The sequence below is a fragment of the Nioella sp. MMSF_3534 genome (assembly GCF_030732985.1).
Classification (GTDB): Bacteria; Pseudomonadota; Alphaproteobacteria; order Rhodobacterales; family Rhodobacteraceae; genus Nioella.
On record NZ_JASHJX010000009.1, the window covers coordinates 1 to 17,678 of the forward strand.

Sequence of the window (17,678 nt, forward strand, 5' to 3'; positions counted from 1 at the left end):
GGGCGGGGGGGCCTAGTAGGCGGGGGGGGGCCTAGTTGCCGCGCCAGATCCAGCCGCCGCCGAAGATGCGGCTGCCCTCCGGGTCATAGAACACGCAGGCCTGGCCGGGGCTGACGCCTTCTTCGGCCACGATCAGTTCCACCTCCGCCTCGGTGTCCGAGATCGGGCGGATCACCGCCTCACGCGGGGGGCGGGTGGAGCGGATCTTGACCGACAGATGCCATTCGGGCCGCGAGGTGAAGGGCTCGTCCCCCAGCCAGTTGATCTCGCGCACCGGGACGATCCGTTTGGACAGCGCCTCTTTCGGGCCCACCACGACCTGCCGCGACTCCGGGTCCAGCTTGACCACATAAAGCGGCGTATCAAGCCCGCCAATTCCCAATCCGCGGCGCTGGCCAATCGTGTAATGGATGACGCCGCGATGTTGTCCCAGAACCGCGCCATTCATATCGACGATATCGCCGGGATCGGCCGCACCGGGGCGCAGTTTCTCGATCACCGAGGCGTAGTTTCCATCAGGTACAAAACAGATATCCTGACTGTCGGGTTTATCAGCCACCGGCAGCCCGTATCGCGCCGCCAGTTTCCGCGTTTCGTCCTTCGAGGGCAAATGGCCCAGGGGAAAGCGCAGGAATTCCAGCTGTTCCTTTGTGGTCGAGAACAGGAAATAGCTTTGGTCGCGGGACGAATCGGCGGCGCAATGCAATTCGGCCCCGTTGGTGCCGTCCATTCGTTGAATGTAGTGCCCGGTGGCCATGCAATCCGCGTCGAGTTCTCGGGCGGTTTCCAGCAGATCCTTGAACTTCACGCGCTCGTTGCAGCGGATGCAGGGCACAGGCGTGGCCCCGGCAAGGTAGCTTTCCGCGAACTCGTCGATCACCGCGTCCTTGAAGATGTTTTCGTAGTCCAGCACGTAATGGGGGAATCCCATTTCCTCGGCCACTCGGCGCGCATCGTGGATATCGCGGCCCGCGCAGCAGGCGCCTTTCTTGGCCAAAGCGGCCCCATGATCATAAAGCTGCAAGGTCACGCCGATGACGTCATAGCCTTGTTCTGCAAGCTCTGCCGCCACGACAGAGCTGTCGACACCGCCCGACATCGCCACCACGACCCGGGTCTCGGAGGGCGGTTTGGCAAAGCCAAGAGAGTTCACGGGATGTGGATCGAGGGGCATGGGCGTCTCCGGGGGTTTGAGGCGCAATATAGGAAAATGCCACCTATCCTCAAGGGACGTGCTTACCGGCTGTTAAACTTATTGCGACAGGGTGGCCCGAAACCCGAGCGGTGAGAGGAGCGCCATGTATATCAGACGTGTCAAAGGGGTCCAATCCGTCACGCTTCCCGATGGCAGTGTGATGACCCGCGCCGATCTGCCCAGTGCCTCGACCAGACGGTGGGTTGCCAGCCGAAAGGCGGCGGTTGCGAACGCGGTGTCATATGGCCTTCTGGACCGGGAAGAAGCCTGCCGCATTTACGCCCTGTCCGAAGAAGAATTGGACAGCTGGACGCGCGCCGTTTCCGAACATGGGGCACAGGCATTAAAGGCAACAGCCCTGCAGAGATTTCGCGCTTAATGCAATTTTGGGATTGCAATAATGGATTTTTTCGGAAGACTATCTAAAAAGATAACTTGAAATTAACGAAGTGTACCCAAGGTCGTAACCAGTTCGAAAGATTCGGAGAGTTCGTGATGCGTGTCTTGCTTGTAGAAGATGATCCCACCACCTCGAAAAGCATAGAGATGATGCTCAGTCATGCCAATCTCAATGTCTATTCGACCGATCTGGGGGAAGAGGGCGTCGATCTTGCCAAGCTCTACGATTACGATCTCATTCTTCTCGATCTGAACCTTCCCGACATGAACGGGCACGAGGTGCTGCGCCAGTTGCGCCTGGCCCGTGTCGATACGCCGATCCTGATCCTGTCAGGGTCAGATGATACCGAAAGCAAGATCAAGGGATTTGGCTTCGGGGCCGATGACTACCTGACAAAGCCCTTCCATCGCGATGAACTGGTGGCGCGCATCCATGCCATCATCCGCCGGTCCAAGGGTCATGCCCAATCCGTGATTCGGACGGGGCGGATCAACGTCAATCTCGACGCCAAGACCGTCGACGTGGATGGCCGCGCGGTGCATCTGACCGGCAAGGAATACCAGATGCTCGAACTGCTCAGCCTGCGCAAGGGCACCACGCTGACGAAAGAGATGTTCCTCAACCATCTCTACGGCGGCATGGATGAGCCGGAACTGAAGATTATCGACGTGTTTATCTGCAAGTTGCGGAAAAAGCTGTCTCAGGCCACAGGCGGCGATAACCATATCGAAACGATCTGGGGCCGGGGGTATGTCCTGCGGGATCCGATAGAAGAGGCGCAGCCTCAGGGCTTTGCCGCCTCGGCCTGATCTCTTCTCCTGACTGGACCTCCCGGTTGCGGCCTCCTATCACTTCGGGAGGCCGTGACAGTTTCGAGGGGCAGAGATGGCAACGCAATCCGAGACACCGGAAGACCGGGCGAGGGACGTGACCGAGGCGGAGGCCCCGGCACGGCTGAGGGAACTGGCCGAAGCGATTGCACGCGCAAACGATGCTTATCACCGGCAGGATGCCCCCGAAATCTCGGATGCGGAATATGACGCGCTGAAGCGCGAGAACGCAGCGCTCGAGGCCCGCTTTCCCGCCCTGAAACGCGCCGACAGCCCGACCGATCAGGTGGGCGCCGCCCCGGCGGAGGGGTTTTCCAAGGTCACCCATGCGGTGCGGATGCTGTCGCTCGGCAATGCGTTCGAAGAGGGAGACGTGGCGGAATTCGCCCGTTTCATCCGGAATTTCCTGGGGCTCGCCCCGGATGCGCCGCTGGCCTTCACCGCCGAACCCAAGATTGACGGGCTGTCCCTGTCCCTGCGCTATGAAAACGGGCGTCTGGTGCAGGCCGCGACCCGTGGCGATGGCGAGGTTGGGGAAAACGTCACCGCCAACGCCCGCACCATTGCCGACATCCCGCAGGTGCTGACAGGTGCGCCGGAGGTGTTGGAGGTGCGCGGTGAGGTCTACATGTCCCATGCCGATTTCGAGGCCCTGAATGCACGGCAAGCGGAGCGGGGCGGCAAAACCTTCGCCAATCCGCGCAATGCCGCCGCCGGATCGCTGCGCCAGCTCGATTCGGACATCACCCGCGAACGCCCGCTGAAATTCTTCGCCTATGCCTGGGGGGAGCTGTCGGAGCCCCTGTCTGACACCCAGATGGGTGCGATTGATCGGCTGAACGCGCTCGGCTTCCAGACCAACGACCGCACGAAGCTCTGCGATACGACCGCGGCGATGCTCGCCCATTACCGCGAGATCGAGCAGGCCCGCGCGACGCTCGGCTATGACATTGACGGGGTGGTCTACAAGCTCAACGATCTGGCGCTTCAGGCCCGACTCGGCATGCGCTCGACCACGCCACGATGGGCCATCGCCCATAAATTCACCGCCGAACTGGCCTGGACCCGGCTGGAAGCCATCGACATCCAGGTGGGCCGCACCGGCGCGCTCAGCCCGGTGGCGCGGCTTTCCCCGGTGACGGTCGGGGGCGTCGTGGTGTCGAACGCGACGCTGCATAATGAGGACTACATTGCCGGGCGCGATTCCAGTGGCAGCCAGATCCGCGAGGGCAAGGATATCCGCGTCGGTGATTGGGTGCAGGTTTATCGCGCCGGGGACGTGATCCCGAAAGTGGCGGATGTGGACCTGTCGAAACGGCCCGAGGATGCCGCACCCTATGCCTTCCCGACCGTTTGCCCCGAATGCGGGTCCGATGCGGTCCGCGAGGAAGGCGACGCCGTGCGCCGTTGCACCGGCGGGCTGATCTGCCCCGCGCAGGCGGTCGAGAAGTTAAAGCATTTCGTCAGCCGCGCGGCGTTTGACATCGAAGGGCTTGGCGCCAAGCAGGTGGAACAATTCCACAAGGACGGCTGGATTGCTGAGCCCGCTGATATTTTCGAACTTCAGGCGCGGTATGGCAGCGGGTTGCAACAGCTCAAGAACCGCGAGGGCTGGGGCGAGAAATCGGCGGAAAACCTGTTCAAGGCGATTGAAGAGAAACGCTCCATCCCCCTGAAACGGCTTTTGTTTTCGCTTGGTATCCGGCATGTGGGCGAGGTGGCGGCGGCCGATCTGGCGCGCCATTTCGGCACCTGGGATGCGCTGGCGGAAACGGTGGATCGCGCACAACCCGCCGCCGATGCGGCCCGAAACGCGGATGAGGCCATTGCCACCGAACGGGCGCGCGCCGCTGATGAGGGCCGCCGCGCCCAGATCAGCACCACGCGTGAAGCGGCCTGGACAGAGGTGCCCGCAGAGGCGCGTGCCGCATGGGATGAAATCACCGGCATCGACGGGATCGGCGCAACAGTTGCGCAGGCGCTCGTGACGGCCTTCGGGCAGCCCCGAGAACGGGCCTCCATCGACCGGCTGGTCGCCGCGTTGCACGTTCAGGCAGAGGCCGCGCCCACCACGTCAGACAGCCCCGTCGCGGGCAAGACCGTGGTCTTCACCGGCACGCTGGAAAAGATGACCCGCGCCGAGGCCAAGGCGCGGGCGGAGGCACTGGGGGCCAAGGTCTCGGGGTCCGTTTCCGCCAAGACCGACCTGCTGGTTGCCGGACCGGGGGCGGGATCGAAGGCCAAGAAAGCCGCCGATCTGGGCGTGGAAACCATTGATGAGGACGCGTGGCTCGCGTTGATCAACGACGCCCCCGCGGCGGCGCGATCCGATGGTTGAGATGCCCAAGGGACGCCCGGAAATCCTCTTCCCGCTTTTCGCAGAGCTGGAGGGGCTGGACGGGATCGGACCGAAAACGGCTAAGAATTACAAAGGTTTGGGCGTTGAAACCCCCAAGGATCTGCTGCTGACCCTGCCGGTTGGTGGCGTCGACCGCACCCGGCGGGCCAGTATCCGCGACGCGGTGCTGCCGGGGGTCGTGACGGTCGAGGTCGAGATTGGCCCGCATCGCAAACCCGCCTCGCGCGGGCGGCCATACCGGGTGCAGGTGACGGATGCGTCAACCAGTTTTGAGCTGGTGTTCTTCCATGCCCATGGCGACTATCTGCAACGGGTTTTGCCGACGGGCAGCCGTCGTCTGGTGTCGGGCAAAGTGGAGCTTTTCGACGGCCTCGCGCAGATGGTTCATCCCGACCACATCCTGCCCATTGCCGATGCGGATGAGATTCCGACCTATGAACCGGTCTATCCCCTGACCGCTGGCGTCACCCAGAAAGGCATCACCAAGGCCATCGCCTCGGCCCTGCCACGCGCGCCCTATTTCGGGGAATGGATCGACCTTGAACTGTTGAAATCCCGCAAATGGCCTGCCTGGCCTGATGCGCTGGAACAGCTGCACTGCCCCGATGGCCCCGAAACCCTGTCGCGCAGCCACCCGGCGCGGGAGCGGCTGGCCTATGATGAACTGCTGGCCCATCAGCTGACGCTCGGCCTTGCGCGGCTGAAACTGAAGCGCGCCAAGGGGCGGATCAGCGAAGGGGATGGGGCGCTACGGGCCAAGGTGTTGAAATCGCTTCCCTATCGGCCCACAGGTGCGCAGGACCGGGCGATTGCCGAGATTGCCGCCGATATGGGCCAGCCGGTCAAGATGAACCGGCTGTTGCAGGGCGATGTGGGCGCGGGCAAGACTCTGGTGGCGCTGATGGCCTTGTTGGTCGCTGTGGAAGCGGGTGGGCAGGGGGTGATGATGGCGCCGACTTCGATCCTCGCCGCGCAGCATTTCGACGGGTTGAAGCCGTTGGCCGAGGCGGCGGGGGTGCGTCTGGAAAGCCTGACGGGGCGCGATAAGGGGGCGGAGCGGCGCGCGAAGCTGGAGGCGCTGAAATCGGGAGAGATCGGCATTCTGGTCGGCACCCATGCGGTGTTTCAGGACGATGTGGAATTCGCTGACCTGCGCCTTGCGATCGTCGATGAACAGCATCGCTTCGGCGTGCGCCAGCGGGTGAAACTGGGCCAGAAGGGCGCGCAGGCGGATGTGCTGGTAATGACGGCAACGCCCATTCCGCGCACGCTCAGCCTCGCCACCTATGGCGACATGGATATCTCGGTGCTGGATGAAAAGCCGCCGGGCCGGAAACCGGTGCGCACCGCGCTGGTCAGCACCGCGCGGATGGATGAAGTTGTGGACCACCTGCGTCAGGCGGTGGCCGAGGGGCGGCAGGCCTATTGGGTCTGCCCGCTGGTCGGCGAAAGCGAAGCGGTGGAAATGACCGCCGCCGAGGAGCGGTTCAAACATTTGCGCGCAGCCCTGGGCGACGACGTGGTCGGGCTGGTGCATGGTCAATTGCCGCCCGCCGAGAAGGACGCCGCAATGGCCGATTTCGTCGAGGGGCGGGCCCGCGTTCTGGTGGCCACGACGGTGATCGAGGTGGGCGTGAACGTGCCCAATGCCACGATCATGGTGATTGAACAGGCGGAGAATTTCGGGCTGGCGCAACTGCATCAGCTGCGGGGTCGTGTGGGCCGGGGCGAGGGGGCCTCAACCTGCCTGCTGCTCTATCGCGCGCCGCTTGGGGAAACGGCCACGCGGCGCCTGCAGGTGTTGCGTGAAACCGAGGACGGATTCCGCATCGCCGAGGAAGATCTGGCGATCCGTGGCGCGGGCGACCTGATCGGTACCGCGCAATCGGGCCTGCCGAAGTTCCGGGTGGCGGATCTGGAGGGGCAGACAGCCCTGATGAGCATCGCGCAGACGGATGCGCGGGCGCTGCTGGATCGGGACCCGGAAATGATCAGCCCAAGGGGGCAATCGGCGCGGGTTCTGCTGTGGTTGATGGAGCAGGAAAAGGCCATCGGGCTGATCTCGGTCGGGTAACGAAGGTTAATAACCCATTAACCATCGTTAACCATTGGACCGGCTTTGTTCTCAAATGTTCTCATAAAGTTCTTGCATCCTGTGGGTAAATATGAGAACAAAGCGTTAACACGCCACAAGTTGTTCAGGAATTGGAAACCATGATCACCCAGATCCGCCAGATTCTCGAAACCTCCCGCGACTCGCTGCTTTATGATTTTGCCGGTGTTCTCGCGATCGGCGTGATGACCTTGGGTGCCCTGCATCTGCCCGGCGCGCTCTGACCTTTTGCCTCTGCCTGCGGTCGTATCTCCGGATGGCTTTTCAATAGCTGCGGGTCTGTCCCCCAACCCCCGCGCTGCCTCTGCCTCAGGGTCTTTGGAACTGCCTGTCCAAAACCCGGCCTGACGGATCCCCCGACACGCATACCTGCCGCCGCCTCCGTGCCCCGGATTGCGGCGGTTTTTTTTGTTCAGAGGTGAAGGTCAGGCGCAGGCGGCGGCTTCCGCGTCCGCCATGGCCTGGGCGGTGGCCTCGAAGGCCAGCATGATCGAGGCATGGCGGTTCTTGTACTCGCGGGCGGGCTCCAGCACTTCGTAGCCGGAAAACGGTGCCTCGGGCGGGGGGGCACCGTCCTTCAGCATGGCGCGCAGCTGATCGCGGCCCTGTTCTACCTCGGCACGGGTGCGCCCAATGATGTTGGCCGCCATCAGCGCGGCAGAGGCCTGACCGAGCGCGCAGGCCTTCACATCCTGACCAAACCGAACAATGCGACCATCCTCGATATCGAGATCGACCGTCACGGTCGAGCCGCAGAGCGGCGCGCGTTTGCGCACGGTTGCCTGGGGGGTCTCCAGCCGGTCGGTCAGCGGAATATCCGCCGCCAAGGCAAGGATACGCTGCGAATAGAGTTTGATCAGGTCGCTTTCGGTGCTCATGGGCTTTTCCCCCGCGCTGGTACTCTATAGGTAGCGACCAATCACAGGATTGCAAAGGGTGCTGGTCATGAGCTTCGATCCCGCAACGCTGACATATACCGCCGACGGGCTGATCCCCTGCATCGCACAGGAAGAGGGGACGGGCGAGGTGCTGATGATGGCGTGGATGAACGCCGAGGCGGTGGCCCGCACGCTGGAGACGGGCCGGGTGACCTATTGGTCGCGGTCGCGGCAGAGCTTTTGGGTGAAGGGCGAAAGCTCCGGCCATGTGCAGAAGCTGGTGGAGCTGCGCGTCGATTGCGACCGGGATTGCCTGCTGGCTGTGGTGCGTCAGACCGGGCCTGCCTGCCACACCAACCGGCGGAGCTGTTTCTATATGGCGGTGCAGGAGGGGGACGAGGTGGAGATCATGTCGCCCCTGGTCTGAGGCCAGTGCCCTGCGGCTTATGTTGGACGCCTCCGGCGGGAGTATTTGGACCAAGAAGAAGGGCAGGGCGCGCGTTAAGGTTAATGGGGGCGGTTAACCTTAATATGAGAGGCCCACCAGGGCGCGAATGTCAGATGGGGTCAGGCCCTCTTCGCGATAGGTGCGGATTGCGCGGGCGTCATCGCGTTTGGCCAGGCGCTTGCCCTTCTCGTCACGGATCAGCCGGTGGTGGTGGTAAACCGGTGTCGGGAGCCCAAGCAGACGTTGCAGGATCACGTGAATCCGCGTGGCGTCAAACAGGTCTGCGCCACGAACAACGTCCGTAATGCCCTGTGCCGCGTCGTCCAGCACAACGGACAGATGGTAAGACCCGCCCATATCGCGGCGCGCGAGAACCACGTCGCCGATGTCGTGGGCCACATCCTCGGGGGTGAATTCGATCAGCCCGCGTGGGATGCCTTCCCCATTTCCCTTTTCCTCAAACGCGGCCACGCCTGCTGTGCCAAGCCGAGGGACAAAGACATCGTCGGCCAATGCCGCTTGCGCCATATTCAGGCGGAGCGCTGTGTGTTCGGGGCGCGCGCACATGTGGTTCGGCATTCGTGGTTTGCTTCGGCAGGTGCCGGGATAAATGATCCCGTCCGGGCCGCGAAGCGGTGCCCCTTCCTGCGGGGCCGAAGCGGCCTGGGCAATATCACGTCGATTGCACGTGCAGGGATAGAGCAGGTCTCGGTCCCAAAGCTTGTCCAGGGCAGCTGCGTAAATGTCCATCCGTTCGGATTGGCGCATGACCGGCTCATCCCATGTCAGGCCGAGCCAGGAAAGATCGTCATAGATCAGATCCTCCCATTCCGGCTTTGCGCGGGTCTGGTCGATATCCTCAATCCGCAGCAGAAACGCGCCGCCCTTTGCCCGCGCCATGTCATGGGCGAGGATCGCCGAATAAGCATGGCCCAGATGCAGAGGTCCGGTTGGCGATGGGGCAAATCGGGTGCGAAAGGTCACTTCGATTTCAAATGGTTGCGGGGTGGTCTTCACCCTGGTTCAGCCAGTCTTGCCAGGCCGCTTTGGCCCGGTCCGTATAGCCCTTGTAGCGCGCTTTGCGGTTCTTGCGTCCGCCTTTCAGATCAACCGGAGGGAAGAGGCCGAAATTCACGTTCATCGGCTGGAAGGTCTTGGCTTCGGCCCCGCCGGTGATGTGATGGATCAGCGCACCCATGGCGGTTTCCTGCGGGACGGGCGGCAGCGTCTGGCCCAGCACCTCGGCTGCGGCAAGGCGGCCCGCCAGCAGGCCCATGGCCGCCGATTCCACATAGCCCTCGACCCCGGTGATCTGGCCCGCGAAGCGGATATGCGGGCGCGTGCGCAGGCGCATCTCGTGATCCAGCAGGGTGGGCGAATTGATGAATGTGTTGCGGTGGATGCCACCAAGCCGCGCGAAACGGGCGTTTTCCAGACCGGGGATCATGCGGAAAACCTCGGTCTGGGCCCCGTATTTCATCTTGGTCTGGAAACCCACGATGTTGAACAGCGTGCCGAGCTTGTTGTCGCGACGCAGCTGCACGACGGCATGGGCCTTGACGTCAGGCTGGTGCGGGTTGGTCAGGCCCACGGGTTTCATCGGCCCATGGCGCAGCGTTTCGCGGCCGCGTTCGGCCATGACCTCGATGGGCAGGCAGCCGTCGAAATATTTTGCCGTCTCGCCTTCGTGAAACTCGGTCTTGTCGGCGGCGAGCAGCGCGTCGATGAAGGCCTCGTAGGTGTCGCGGTCCATCGGGCAGTTGAGATAGGCGGTGCGCTCTTCCTCGGTTTCGCCCTTGTCATAGCGCGACTGCATCCACGCCTTGGACATGTCGATGCTGTCGGCATGGACGATGGGGGCGATGGCGTCGAAGAAGGCGAGGCTGTCCTGTCCGGCTTCCTGCGCGATAGCCTCGGCCAGTGCGCCGGAGGTCAGGGGGCCGGTTGCGATGATCACGGGGCCTTGGTCGGGCAGGGCGGTCACCTCGTCCTCGACCACGGTGACCAGAGGATGGGTGCGCAGCCGGTCGGTGACGGATTGCGCGAAAGGCTCCCTGTCCACGGCCAGCGCACCGCCTGCGGGCAGGCGATGGCGGTCGGCCATTTCCATGATGAGGCCGCCGGCCGCGCGCATTTCCCAATGCAGCAGGCCGACGGCATTCTGTTCGTCATCGTCGGAGCGGAACGAATTGGAACAGACCATTTCCGCCAGGTTGCCGGTCTGGTGCGCAAAGGTGCCCACATGCGGACGCATTTCGTGGATGACCACGGGAACGCCAAGATTGATCGCTTGCCAGGCGGCTTCGGACCCGGCCATGCCGCCGCCGATGATGTGGATCGCTTTTGTCATGACCGGGGATGTAGGCCAGGGGATCCGATTTGCCAAGCCACGCAGTGGCGCTCATGCGAGGCGCTTCCACCCCCTGCGATAGAGCGCAAACTGCCCGCCGCCGCGCAAGACCAGCGGAATAGCGGTTGCGGTGGCTGCAATGGCCAGCCATGGGCCATACACCGTCCGGATTTCCATGGCATCGAACCAGAGGGTGAGCCCACAGAGAAGGGCGACCCCAAGCACGGCAACCACCCGGCTGCGGATGCCGACGAGAAGCCAAACCGCCGTAGATAGAATAAGAGCGCAGAGTACAATGATGGCGGTCCATTCCACACCGTGGATCCCGCGCGTGCCCACGGTCCAGTGCAGGTCGATAACCGCAAGCGCCTCGATCGAGGCTGTTGTCAGCAGGAATGCAGTCAGCATCCTGCACAATAGATGTAGCACCTGCCCGAATGTCATGCCGGTTCTGCCTGTAAGCTCGTTATTGTTTTATTTCACATTAACCTTTGTCCAAAATTATTAAAGCTGAAAGCTTGCAAAAGCATCTTTGCGAGAATTAAGGGTACTAATCTATATTCAAAAGGATAGTTTGAGACTGTTCGAAAGAAGATACGATCCAGTTCATGGCGTCTATTGCGGCCTGGTCTTTTTTTCTGGAGCTGTGGAATGCAGCCCAAAAATCCACGTTGATTGGCTCGATGTCGTCAAAAGCAGGTTGAAAGTCCGAATCCCGTTTTGCCAAAAAGGTTGGAAGCAAGACAGGCAGACCGGTCGATTTGGAGATTCGGAATGCATCGAAGAAGTTTGCCGCGCGAAGTGACGGGGGACGCCGGAACAAGGCTCGTGCGCGGCGCATCGGCTCGAAGTCATCGTGCTTGTCGACCAGCCCGACCCACTCGTCGTCGAGACCAGAGGGCGCCCTTCTGTAGGTGTTGAATTCCATGTTTCCCACACGGCGGGTGATAAGGCTACCGCGATCCGGCGGGGTGTCCATGATCATAACGTCGACATCACCAAGGCCAGAGCGGGATGTGCGATTGTGAAGTTCAATCGTGTAGCCTTTGTTTTTAGACAAAAAATCACCAACATTCGCAGACAGGACGCCGCCCAGAACAATCGGTGGAGCCCCGACCCGGATCATGACGGGGTTTGCGCCTTCGGATTTCAACGAGATCTGATTTCGTTCCGCGCTCAGCTTTCCCTCGAACTCTTCGATCAGGAACAGCAGGCTTTCCAGGTCCGGATTCGGCTTCCAATCACCTGATGTCTTGATGAAAGCCGGTGCGCCCAGTGTCTGGCCAAGGCGTTCGATTCGGCGCGATACAGTCGCCACATTCGCACCAAGATGGCGGGCAGCCGCAACCATCGTGCCGCTTTTGTGTACAGCGAGAAAAAATTTCAGATCGTCCCAGTTGTCCATTTTGAGGAACTTCCATTTGTCTCAGCTGCTCCAGCCGTCCGCTGGCCATTCCCTTTACTAGGGGAAATGACAATGGAAAACAGGCAATTGATGATCAATTGCCTGTATTAAATAAAGTGCGATCTGGACGGTTTGTCAAGCGGATTGCGTTTCGCTGTCCTGCGTTCCGCGGTTGATATTGAGCGCTTCGTGAACTTCGTAAAGCGTGTAGCGCCCGCCGCCATACAAGATCAACGGAACCGAGAAGACCGACACCAGGGTTATCTTGACGGCCAATGCAGGATCCCCGTCGGGGTTGGTCATGATCGCGGGCAGGACGAGCAGCGCCATCGACATGGCGGCAACCATCGACGTGCGAATGCCCAGGATCAACCAGAAGCTCAGGACAAAGAAGAGCGCGGCCAGTGCGGCAGAGTGGTACTCCAGCCCCTCCATGCCGCCGACGACCGTCGGGACGTTGCAATCCCTGAGCTGCGGAATCAGGCCGATGGCGGCCTCGATCATGAGAGTCGCCGAGAGGCAGACCCGGAAGTTCAGGCGGAGCCATTCGGTAAGGTTGTTCATCGTCTCTGTCCCGTTAAGGTTAATTGCTCGATAGTGACAGTCTCTTCGCCAATTGGGGCAGGACAAGGCCGCTGGAGGGGAACCTTCGGGGAGATTTATACTCAGCCTATGCTGCAATGGCTTGGTTGGGTCGGTATTGTTCACAAAGTGGAAACCGGACCTGAACTTTTAGGCAGGTGTCTGCCTTAATTCCAGGTGAAGTCGCAGCGAAACATCGGCATTGTTTATCGGTCTTGAAGGACGGACCGGGATGGCGTCGTGCCATGATAAAACGCCGCGCCCCCATGTCGGAGAGCGCGGCGCCCGGGCACACCCGCTGGAGCAGGGCGTTAACCTGTTGCTGTGAGGTCCGTAAAGATGTTGTCAACCGGGTCGGGTAGATTCGCGGCCAGCTTGCGACGGCTGACGAAGGCCGCGACCGGCGCGATTGTGGGCAGGCTGGACTGCGGCGCCGCGGGCGTCACGGCCGCCGGACGCGGCCGGTGCGGATGATCGACCGGAGCCACACGGCGCGGCGTCACCTTGCGGCGAATGGCGCTGCGCATCCGGTGATCGCGCGGGGCGTTTTCCGCATAGGTCAGCATCAGGGCTGCGATCAGCACGAGATCGCGCCAGAAGGTGCCCAGTTCGTCCGCGACGCCCAGTTCGATCATCTGCAGGTAGCTGGCAAAGAGCGTCATCAACCCAAGCACCAGAGCGGCAGGGCGCATGTAGAGGCCGATCATGACGAGGAAGGCGAGGGCAAAGACCATCATGGCCGCCAATGGCTCGGCCACATGGGATGGCAACACTTGCGCGGCAAGAATGGTCAGATTGGTGCCGGGGATAAGGTTCAGCCCGACGGCGACAAAGTAAGAGGCGATGACGATCCGCAGCAGGTTCTGGGCGGTGGCATTCAGCGTGATGCGTTCGGCACTCGGGTTGGTCATGACCAATGTCTTCTCTGCTTGGCAGCCTTGCAGACTGGTAGTCGCCCCCCGGCGTGTCGCCCCAGTAAGACCAATCTGGGTCCGAAATCTGGCGGATTTATTATGGATTTGCGGAAAAGCCGGTGCATTCACGGGGCAGGGCGGGGGCGGAAAGATGGCCAGACTGTGTTCAGGCCCCGAAAAACACAACCGCCGCTTGCAATCGGGCAAGCGGCGGGCGGTGTTAACCTTTGTGGCGGGTGTCAGGCCGCTGCGGGCCGACCAAGGCGATTGTCCAGAGACAGCGCCCCGGCCCCATGGGCTGCGATCACCAGATAGCCGCCAGCCATGGCGAGGTTTTTCAGGAACATGATCTGCTGCATCTGGTTGCCCATATCGAAGTGATAAAGAAAGGCTGTGACGATCGAGAATGCGGCGAGGGTCAGGGCGACGGGCCGGGTCATGAAGCCCACAAGCAGGGCCAGACCGGCGAGGATTTCGAACAGAACGGCAGGCCAGGCCAGGATGGCGGGGATGCCGCCAGAGGCCATGTAACCGGCAAAGCCCTGAACATCGCCCAGTTTGCCGAAGCCGGCGACGACAAAGATCAGGGCCATCAGAATGCGGCCAGCGGGGAGGGCGTAGGTTTGAAGCGTGGACATGCGGGAACTCCTTTGAGGGACGGGTTTGCGCTGCGGCGCAGCAACTGCTGATGTCATGCCTCAGAGAGAGCCTGTTTCTCAATGCACCAAACTGCGCGAATGCGCGCTTGTTCTGTGTGGAATTGCACTTACTTGGGTTCGATCAGATCCCACCGGTTGCCATAGAGATCCTGAAAGACGGCGACAGTCCCGTAAGGTTCATGTCGTGGCTCTTCCTCAAACCTCACACCAGCGGCCAGCATCCGCGCGCGGCTGGCGTCTAAATCATCCGTGTGCAGAAAATAGCCGACTCGCCCGCCCGCATGGTTGCCGATTGCATCGGCTTGGCCGTCCACCGCACGCGCGATCAGGAACTGGGTTGCGGAATCGGCATCCGGGGCCATACGCACCCATCTCTTGCCGCCGCCCATATCGGTATCTTCCAGCAACTGCCAGTCCAGCGCCGTCTGGAACCAGTCGATCGCCTCGTCATAATCCCGGGCCAGAAAGGCCACCAGCGCCAGCCGGTTGGTCACGCCTTGCGTTCCAGCGCAGTCGCGATGCGATCCAGAAGGGCGTTCTGCTCGCGCAGAAGGGCGTTATGCGCCTCCTGCTGTTCGATCTGCCGGTTCTGGTTGGTGGTCACCTTCTCGGTTTCCGCCGTGTGACGCGCCAGATAGTCCTGATACCGGCCCGACTGATAGCGGGCCAGCAACGCCATGGCCAGAATGACCGCCCCCCCGAACAGGAAGAGCGGGATCCAATCATTCATCGGCATCGGCAGACTCGTCCTCGGTTTGCTCGGCGATCCAGGCGACCGAGACGACCTCTTCGCCCTTGGCGGTGTTGAACACCTTCACCCCACCGGCAGAGCGCGAGCGGAACGAGATCCCGTCAACCGGGCAACGGATCGACTGCCCCTTGGAGGTGGCCAGCATGATCTGGTCGCTCATCTCGACCGGGAAGCAGGCCACCAGGGCCCCGCCACGCATCGCCTTGTCCATGGCCGCCACACCTTGCCCGCCACGGCCCCGCACCGGGTAGTCATGGGACGAGGACAGCTTGCCCGATCCCTTGGCGGTGATCGTCAGGATCAGGTCCTCTGCCGCCGACATCTCCGCATATTGTTCGGGGCTGAGCGCGGTGTCGGCCACGGCCTCCTCGTCGCTGTCTTCGGCCTCTTCGGTCACACCGGCCACGGCGCGGCGCATCTTGAGATAGGCGGCACGGTCTTCGGCGCTGGCCTCGAAATGGCGGATCACGGCCATGGAAACCACGGCTGCACCATCCGACAGGCGAATGCCTCGGACACCGGTGGAATCGCGGCCCTTGAAGACGCGAACATCGGTGGTACGGAAGCGGATCGCGCGGCCAGCATCGGTGACGAGCATGACATCGTCATCCTCGGTACAGATGCGGGCATTCACCATGCTGACGGAGCCGTCCTCGGGCAGTTTCATGGCAATCTTGCCATTCGCGCGCACATTGGCGAAGTCCGAGAGCTGATTGCGCCGGACATCGCCTGCCGAGGTGGCGAAGACGATCTGCAATTCGTCCCAGTGGTCCTCATCCCGGTCAATGGGCAGCACGGCGGCCACGGACACGCCGGTCGGGATGGGCAGGATGTTGACGATTGCCTTGCCCTTGGAGGTGCGTCCGCCTTGGGGCAGGCGCCATGTCTTCAGCTTGTAGACCATCCCGTCAGTGGTGAAGAACAACAGGGGCGTGTGGGTGTTGGCGACGAAGAGGGTGGTGACGACGTCGTCTTCCTTCAACTCGCCCCCCGACAGCCCCTTGCCCCCGCGCTTCTGCGCCCGGAAATCGGCCAGCGGGGTGCGCTTGATATAGCCGCCCGAGGTGACGGTCACGACCATGTCTTCGCGCTCGATCAGATCCTCGTCATCCATGTCGCCGGACCAGTCGACGATTTCCGTGCGGCGCGGCACGGCAAACTGTTCGCGTACTTCTGCCAACTCGTCCGAGATGATCGACATGATCCGTTCGCGGCTGGCAAGGATGGCGAGGTAGTCCTTTATCTTCTCTGCCAGTTCCTGCAGCTCGTCCGTGACTTCCTTGACCCCGATCTGTGTCAGGCGCTGCAAACGCAGCTCCAGGATCGCGCGGGCCTGCGTTTCCGACAGGTTATACGTCCCGTCGTCGTTCATCGTATGGGTCGGGTCGTCGATCAGCCGGATGTAATCTGCGATCTCGCCAGCGGGCCAGCGTCGCGTCATCAGTTTTTCACGCGCTTCGGCGGCGTCGGCGGATTGGCGGATGGTGGCCACGACCTCATCGACATTGCTGACAGCGACGGCCAGACCGCACAGGATATGTGACCGTTCGCGCGCCTTGCGCAACTCGTAGGCGGTGCGCCGGGCAACCACGTCTTCGCGGAAATCCAGGAACGAGGTCAGGAACCGCCGCAAGGTCAGCTGTTCCGGCCGTCCGCCATTCAGCGCCAGCATGTTGCAGCCAAAGCTCGTCTGCATCTGGGTGAAGCGGAAGAGCTGGTTCAGCACCACCTCGGGCGTCGCGTCGCGCTTCAGCTCGATCACCACACGCACGCCGACCCGGTCGGATTCGTCCTGAACGGCGGAAATGCCCTCCAGCTTCTTCTCGCGCACCAGATCGGCGATCTTCTCGATCATCGAGGCCTTGTTGACCTGATAGGGAATCTCATCCAGCACGATGGCGTAACGATCCTTGCGGATCTCCTCGACCCGCGTCTTCGCGCGAATGACGACGCTGCCGCGCCCCTCAAGATAGGCTTTGCGCGCGCCGGAGCGGCCAAGGATGATGCCGCCGGTGGGGAAATCCGGGGCAGGGACATACTCCATCAGCTCTTCGCTGGAAAGGTCGGGGTTCACGATCAGCGCCTGGCAGGCGTCGATGACTTCGCCCAGGTTGTGCGGCGGGATGTTCGTGGCCATGCCGACCGCGATACCGCCCGCGCCATTGACCAGCATGTTGGGGAAGCGCGACGGCAGGACCGACGGTTCCCGATCCTTGCCGTCGTAATTGTCCTGAAAATCGACCGTGTCCTTGTCGATATCGGCCAGCATGAAGGCGGCGGGCTTGTCCATCCGCACTTCGGTGTAGCGCATGGCCGCCGGGTTATCCCCGTCCATCGAGCCGAAGTTGCCCTGACCATCCAGAAGCGGCAGCGACATCGAGAAATCCTGCGCCATCCGCACCAGCGCGTCATAGATCGCGCTGTCGCCATGGGGGTGGTATTTCCCCATCACGTCGCCCACGGGGCGGGCCGATTTCCGGTAGGCCTTGTCGTGGCTGTTGCCGGTCTCGTGCATCGCGTAGAGGATGCGCCGGTGAACCGGTTTCAGCCCGTCGCGCAGGTCGGGGATTGCGCGGGAAATGATCACGCTCATCGCATAGTCGATGAAGCTGGTCTTCATCTCTTCGGCGATGGAGATTTGGGGGCCATGGGGTGCCGGCGCTTCGGGGCCGGTTTCTTCCATGTTTTCAGGGGGTTCTGGGGTGTCGGTCACGCCTGATGCTCGCTTCTGTCCGCGCGTCTATATTTAGTTGTCGAGCAGTATAGAGGGCCGGGATATGGGGTGCAATGGCAA

General features: G+C 62.0%; 18 protein-coding genes. 6 read left to right on the top strand and 12 right to left on the bottom strand.

Annotated elements, in window-relative coordinates:
• Positions 1 to 31 precede the first annotated feature (31 nt).
• Complete coding sequence (mnmA, locus tag RBB16_RS05420) at positions 32 to 1,174, bottom strand: tRNA 2-thiouridine(34) synthase MnmA (protein ID WP_306045195.1); 1,143 nt, start codon at positions 1,172 to 1,174, stop codon at positions 32 to 34.
• Positions 1,175 to 1,298: 124 nt separating this feature from the next.
• Here mnmA and RBB16_RS05425 point away from each other — a divergent pair, with 124 nt between their 5' ends.
• From RBB16_RS05425 to RBB16_RS05445, 5 genes are all read left to right on the top strand, one after another.
• A complete protein-coding gene (locus RBB16_RS05425; RefSeq protein ID WP_306045196.1) occupies positions 1,299 to 1,574 on the top strand; it encodes a DUF1153 domain-containing protein in 276 nt (91 codons plus the stop codon).
• A gap of 116 nt (positions 1,575 to 1,690) precedes the next feature.
• Entirely contained in the window at positions 1,691 to 2,404 is a 714-nt protein-coding gene (ctrA, locus tag RBB16_RS05430) for a response regulator transcription factor CtrA (RefSeq protein WP_306045197.1), read from the top strand.
• A 76-nt stretch (positions 2,405 to 2,480) separates the two neighbouring features.
• Positions 2,481 to 4,763: an NAD-dependent DNA ligase LigA gene (gene ligA / locus RBB16_RS05435; RefSeq protein WP_306045198.1), complete on the top strand. Its 2,283-nt coding sequence runs from the start codon at positions 2,481 to 2,483 to the stop codon at positions 4,761 to 4,763.
• Positions 4,756 to 6,858: an ATP-dependent DNA helicase RecG gene (recG, locus tag RBB16_RS05440; protein ID WP_306045199.1), complete on the top strand. Its 2,103-nt coding sequence runs from the start codon at positions 4,756 to 4,758 to the stop codon at positions 6,856 to 6,858. The genes ligA and recG overlap by 8 nt, the downstream gene beginning before the upstream one ends.
• Before the next feature lie 140 nt (positions 6,859 to 6,998).
• Positions 6,999 to 7,121: a hypothetical protein gene (locus RBB16_RS05445; RefSeq protein WP_281249830.1), complete on the top strand. Its 123-nt coding sequence runs from the start codon at positions 6,999 to 7,001 to the stop codon at positions 7,119 to 7,121.
• Positions 7,122 to 7,322: 201 nt separating this feature from the next.
• Here the strand turns inward: RBB16_RS05445 and RBB16_RS05450 are convergent, their stop codons facing one another.
• A complete protein-coding gene (locus RBB16_RS05450; RefSeq protein ID WP_306045200.1) occupies positions 7,323 to 7,775 on the bottom strand; it encodes an iron-sulfur cluster assembly scaffold protein in 453 nt (150 codons plus the stop codon).
• A gap of 67 nt (positions 7,776 to 7,842) precedes the next feature.
• On the opposite strand from RBB16_RS05450, the gene hisI reads away from it, so the two are divergent.
• Positions 7,843 to 8,202 (top strand): phosphoribosyl-AMP cyclohydrolase, encoded by a 360-nt coding sequence (hisI, locus tag RBB16_RS05455; protein WP_306045201.1) that lies wholly within the window; start codon positions 7,843 to 7,845, stop codon positions 8,200 to 8,202.
• Between the two features lie 99 nt (positions 8,203 to 8,301).
• On the opposite strand, the gene gluQRS is transcribed toward hisI, so the two are convergent.
• The 10 genes from gluQRS to gyrA form a co-directional block, all read right to left on the bottom strand.
• Positions 8,302 to 9,207, bottom strand: a complete 906-nt coding sequence (gene gluQRS / locus RBB16_RS05460; protein ID WP_306045202.1) for a tRNA glutamyl-Q(34) synthetase GluQRS — start codon at positions 9,205 to 9,207, stop codon at positions 8,302 to 8,304.
• Between the two features lie 7 nt (positions 9,208 to 9,214).
• Positions 9,215 to 10,573, bottom strand: coding sequence for a methylenetetrahydrofolate--tRNA-(uracil(54)-C(5))-methyltransferase (FADH(2)-oxidizing) TrmFO (trmFO, locus tag RBB16_RS05465; protein WP_306045203.1), 1,359 nt, complete (start codon positions 10,571 to 10,573; stop codon positions 9,215 to 9,217).
• 51 nt (positions 10,574 to 10,624) lie between these two features.
• Positions 10,625 to 11,017 (bottom strand): hypothetical protein, encoded by a 393-nt coding sequence (locus tag RBB16_RS05470; protein ID WP_306045204.1) that lies wholly within the window; start codon positions 11,015 to 11,017, stop codon positions 10,625 to 10,627.
• Between the two features lie 106 nt (positions 11,018 to 11,123).
• Complete coding sequence (locus RBB16_RS05475; RefSeq protein WP_306045205.1) at positions 11,124 to 11,978, bottom strand: LysR family transcriptional regulator; 855 nt, start codon at positions 11,976 to 11,978, stop codon at positions 11,124 to 11,126.
• Positions 11,979 to 12,113: 135 nt separating this feature from the next.
• On the bottom strand, positions 12,114 to 12,542 hold the full coding sequence (locus RBB16_RS05480; RefSeq protein WP_071690330.1) for a hypothetical protein: 429 nt from the start codon (positions 12,540 to 12,542) through the stop codon (positions 12,114 to 12,116).
• 329 nt (positions 12,543 to 12,871) lie between these two features.
• On the bottom strand, positions 12,872 to 13,471 hold the full coding sequence (locus RBB16_RS05485; RefSeq protein ID WP_306045206.1) for a DoxX family protein: 600 nt from the start codon (positions 13,469 to 13,471) through the stop codon (positions 12,872 to 12,874).
• 242 nt (positions 13,472 to 13,713) lie between these two features.
• Positions 13,714 to 14,112: a DoxX family protein gene (locus RBB16_RS05490; protein ID WP_371931217.1), complete on the bottom strand. Its 399-nt coding sequence runs from the start codon at positions 14,110 to 14,112 to the stop codon at positions 13,714 to 13,716.
• Positions 14,113 to 14,240: 128 nt separating this feature from the next.
• Positions 14,241 to 14,627, bottom strand: a complete 387-nt coding sequence (locus RBB16_RS05495) for a VOC family protein (protein ID WP_306045208.1) — start codon at positions 14,625 to 14,627, stop codon at positions 14,241 to 14,243.
• The gene (locus RBB16_RS05500; RefSeq protein ID WP_306045209.1) at positions 14,624 to 14,869 is read right to left on the bottom strand and encodes a hypothetical protein; all 246 of its coding nucleotides are present in this window, start codon (positions 14,867 to 14,869) and stop codon (positions 14,624 to 14,626) included. The genes RBB16_RS05495 and RBB16_RS05500 overlap by 4 nt, the downstream gene beginning before the upstream one ends.
• On the bottom strand, positions 14,856 to 17,567 hold the full coding sequence (gene gyrA, locus RBB16_RS05505) for a DNA gyrase subunit A (protein ID WP_306045286.1): 2,712 nt from the start codon (positions 17,565 to 17,567) through the stop codon (positions 14,856 to 14,858). Before gyrA ends, RBB16_RS05500 begins: the two co-directional genes overlap by 14 nt.
• Between the last annotated feature and the right edge of the window lie 111 nt (positions 17,568 to 17,678).